The organism is Amycolatopsis pittospori, from assembly GCF_013870525.1.
In the GTDB taxonomy this organism is placed as follows: Bacteria; Actinomycetota; Actinomycetes; order Mycobacteriales; family Pseudonocardiaceae; genus Amycolatopsis; species Amycolatopsis pittospori.
The window spans coordinates 1-3,728 of the sequence record NZ_JACBXD010000186.1; the positions used below are offsets into that span (position 1 = coordinate 1).

Genomic DNA, 3,728 nt, shown 5'->3' on the forward strand with positions numbered 1-3,728 from the left:
TCCCAGCGCCGTCGCGGGCTCCCCGCGCTGGCCGGGATGTTCGGACTGGTGTTCGGGCTCCCGCTGGTGTTCTCGGTCTTCCCCGGACTGGATTCGGTGCGGCTGCTCGGAATCCCGCTGTCCTGGCTGATGATCGTGATCCTGCCGTATCCGGCGATGGCGCTGCTGTCGTGGTGGCAGCTCCGCCGGGCGGAAAAGATCGAGGACGACTAGTGGTCACGGCGCTCGCGGTGGCCCCGGTCGTGCTGGTCACCCTGCTGATCGGTCTGCGTGGCGTCGCCGCCATGCGCACGACGTCGGACTTCCTCGTCGCCTCACGCCGGATCTCCCCGCTGGTCAACTCCGCGGCGGTCTCCGGAGAGTACCTGTCGGCGGCGTCGTTCCTCGGGGTCGCCGGGCTGGTGGTGAAGGACGGGATCGGCGCGCTCTGGTACCCGGTCGGGTTCACCGCGGGCTACATCGCGATGCTGGTGCTCGTCGCGGCGCCTATGCGGCGCTCCGGCGCGCTCACCGTCCCGGACTTCGCCGAAGCCCGCCTCGCGTCACCCGGGCTGCGCCGTCTCGCCGCCGTCGTCGTCCTGGTCATCGGAACCCTTTACCTGGTACCGCAATTCCGCACCGCGGGGCTCGTCCTCACGGCGGTCGGCGGGACGCCGTACTGGGTCGGCGTCGTCATCGCGGGCACCGCCGTCAGCGCGACGCTGGCCCTCGGCGGGATGCGCGCCGCGACCTACGTCCAGGCGTTCCAGTTCGTGCTGAAACTGGTGCTGTTCCTCGTTCCCGCGATCTGGCTGGTCTCCCAGGTCACCCCCGAGGAACGTTCGGATTCGGTGCACCCGGTGGAATTCACCCACTTCGCGCGTGACACCCGGCTGTCGTTCGAGATCGACGTGACGCTGACGCTGCGCGAGCCGACCACGTTGCTCACACCCGAGAAGCGCGTCGTGCCGCCGGGAGAGCTGATCGCCAAGAGCGGTCAGGTGCTGGAATTCGCCGAGGGCGCACCGGTTCCCGCTGTCCGGGGCGGCGCCCCGCTGGGCGGCCCGGACTGGCAACGGCCGCTGCTCGACCTCGGTGACCACGGCTATCCGCTGCTCGGGACCTGGGCGATCCTGATCGCCACCATGCTCGGCACGATGGGGTTGCCGCACGTCCTGATGCGCTTCCACACCAGCCCGGACGGCCGCGCCGCCCGCCGCACGGCGGCGATCACCGTCGCCCTGCTCGGCGTTTTCTACCTGTTCCCAGGGGTTTACGGCGTCCTCGGCCGCGTGCTGGTGCCCGAACTGTACGTCTCCGGCGCGACGGACACCGTCGTCGTCGCGCTGCCGGCGCAGGTCGACGACGGCTGGGCGGGTTCCCTGTTCACCGGTCTGCTCACGGCGGGCGCGTTCGCCGCGTTCCTGGCGACGTCGCTCGGTCTGCTGCTGGTGATCTCCGGCGCGATCGCGCACGACCTGGCGCCCGGCGGCCTGCGGAGACTGCGGTGGTCGGTGCTCGGCGCGGCGGCGGTGATGGTCCTGCTCGCGCTGCCGTCGGCGAGATTGGACGCGGGCGTGCTCGTCACCTGGGGCTTCACCGTGGCCGCGTCGACGTTCTGCCCGTTGCTGGTCCTCGGCATCTGGTGGAACCGGCTCACCGCGGCCGGCGCGATCAGCGGTGTCCTCACCGGACTCGTCGCGTCTTCGGGCTCGATCCTGGTGGCATTGTTCGGCCCCGCGCTGACCGGGCTGCCCGCCATCCTGGTGTCGCAGCCCGCCCCGTGGTCGGTTCCGCTGGCATTCGGCGTAATGATCGTGGTTTCCTTACGGGGTAGGCCTCCTTCCTGGTCGACGGCCGCCATGTTGCGGCTGCATTTGGACGATCGCACGGCCGAATCCCCTTCGTCCGGGTTCCCCTACCGTTCGTCGACCGTTCGTCGTCTCGGCAGGCGTTCGAACCGCTGAAGGTTCCCGTCCCCGACCCCTCTCCCTAACGTGGCGCGGAACACATTCGCGGGTCAAGGAGAGCGCCATGAGCACCGAAACGGACGTTTCCGGGCCGTCTGAGACGGACTGGGACAAAGCCCACGACAGCCCCGAGTTCAAAGAGCTGCGTTCGCGGCTGCGCCGGTTCGTGTTCCCGGTGTCGGCGCTGTTCCTCGTCTGGTACCTGCTCTACGTGCTGCTCGCCGACTACGCGCACGGCTTCATGAGCACGAAGCTGGTCGGCAACATCAACGTGGGCCTCGTCTTCGGTCTGCTGCAGTTCGTTTCGACCTTCGTGATCACCGGGCTCTACGTCCGCTACGCGAACAAGAAACTCGACCCCATCGCGGAGAAGATCCGCACGGACATCGAGAGTGAGACCAAATGACCCTCGCCGCCGGAGTCGAGGGCAGCAGCCCCGCACTCAACATCACCATCTTCGGCCTGTTCGTGGTGGTCACGCTGTTCGTCGTCTTCCGGGCCAGCCGGAACACGAAGACGGCGTCGGACTACTACGCCGCGGGCCGCGCGTTCACCGGTCCGCAGAACGGCGTCGCCATCGCGGGCGACTACCTCTCGGCCGCGTCGTTCCTCGGGATCGCGGGCGCCATCGCCATCTACGGATACGACGGTTTCCTCTACTCCATCGGATTCCTGGTCGCCTGGCTGGTCGCGCTGCTGCTGGTCGCGGAACTGCTGCGCAACACCGGCAAGTTCACCATGGGCGACGTGCTGGCCTTCCGGATGAAGCAGCGGCCGGTCCGCGCCGCCGCGGCGACGTCGACCCTGGCCGTCTCGTTCTTCTACCTGCTGGCGCAGATGGCCGGTGCCGGTGGTCTCGTCGCGCTGCTGCTCGGGATCGAGAGCAAGGGCGGGCAGGCCGCGATCATCGTGATCGTCGGCATCATCATGATCGCCTACGTGCTCATCGGCGGGATGAAGGGCACCACCTGGGTGCAGATCATCAAGGCGGCGCTGCTGATCGTCGGCGCGCTGGCGATGACGCTGTGGGTGCTCGCCCTGTACGGCTTCAACCTTTCCGCGCTGCTGCAGGGTGCCGTGGACAAGGTCGGCGGTGCCGGTGAAGCGCTGCTCGGGCCGGGCAACCAGTACGGCAAGACCGGCACCACCAAACTCGACTTCTTCTCCCTCGGCATCGCGCTGGTGCTGGGCACCGCGGGTCTGCCCCACGTCCTGATGCGCTTCTACACGGTGCCGACGGCGAAGGAAGCACGTCGTTCGGTGGTGTGGGCGATCGGCCTGATCGGCGTCTTCTACCTGTTCACCCTGGTGCTCGGTTACGGCGCCGGCGCGCTGGTCGGCGCGGACAAGATCAAGGCCGCCCCGGGTGGCGTGAACTCGGCGGCACCGCTGCTGGCGCTGGAACTCGGCGGGCCGATCCTGCTCGGCCTGATCGCGGCGATCGCCTTCGCGACGATCCTCGCTGTGGTCGCGGGCCTCACGATCACGGCGTCGGCGTCGTTCGCGCACGACGTCTACGCCAACGTGATCAAGAAGGGCAAGGCGACACCGGCCTCGGAGGTGAAGGTCGCCCGGATCACCGCGCTGGTGATCGGCGCGGTCGCGATCCTCGGCGGCATCCTCGCCAACGGGCAGAACATCGCGTTCCTGGTGGCGCTCGCGTTCGCGGTGGCGGCGTCGGCGAACCTGCCGACGATCCTGTACTCACTGTTCTGGAAGCGGTTCAACACCCAAGGCGCGTTGTGGAGCATCTACGGCGGTCTCGCGGTCTGCATCGTG

3 protein-coding genes and 1 pseudogene are annotated in these 3,728 nt (G+C 68.5%); all 4 read left to right on the forward strand.

The window, feature by feature from the left end:
* Positions 1 to 213 (forward strand): annotated as a pseudogene (locus H5J31_RS39485) (hypothetical protein); the annotation flags it as partial.
* Positions 213 to 1,946: a sodium/solute symporter gene (locus tag H5J31_RS39490; RefSeq protein WP_181777763.1), complete on the forward strand. Its 1,734-nt coding sequence runs from the start codon at positions 213 to 215 to the stop codon at positions 1,944 to 1,946. The pseudogene H5J31_RS39485 and the gene H5J31_RS39490, both read left to right, overlap by 1 nt.
* Before the next feature lie 67 nt (positions 1,947 to 2,013).
* Positions 2,014 to 2,355, forward strand: coding sequence for a DUF485 domain-containing protein (locus H5J31_RS39495; protein ID WP_181777764.1), 342 nt, complete (start codon positions 2,014 to 2,016; stop codon positions 2,353 to 2,355).
* The coding region (locus H5J31_RS39500) for a solute symporter family protein (protein WP_181777765.1) at positions 2,352 to 3,728 on the forward strand (1,377 nt) is incomplete at its 3' end. The genes H5J31_RS39495 and H5J31_RS39500, both read left to right, overlap by 4 nt.

Bases quoted from the DNA above. Each gene is read 5' to 3' on its own strand.
- H5J31_RS39495 (WP_181777764.1), top strand. From the start codon at position 2,014: ATGAGCACCGAAACGGACGTTTCCGGGCCGTCTGAGACGGACTGGGAC.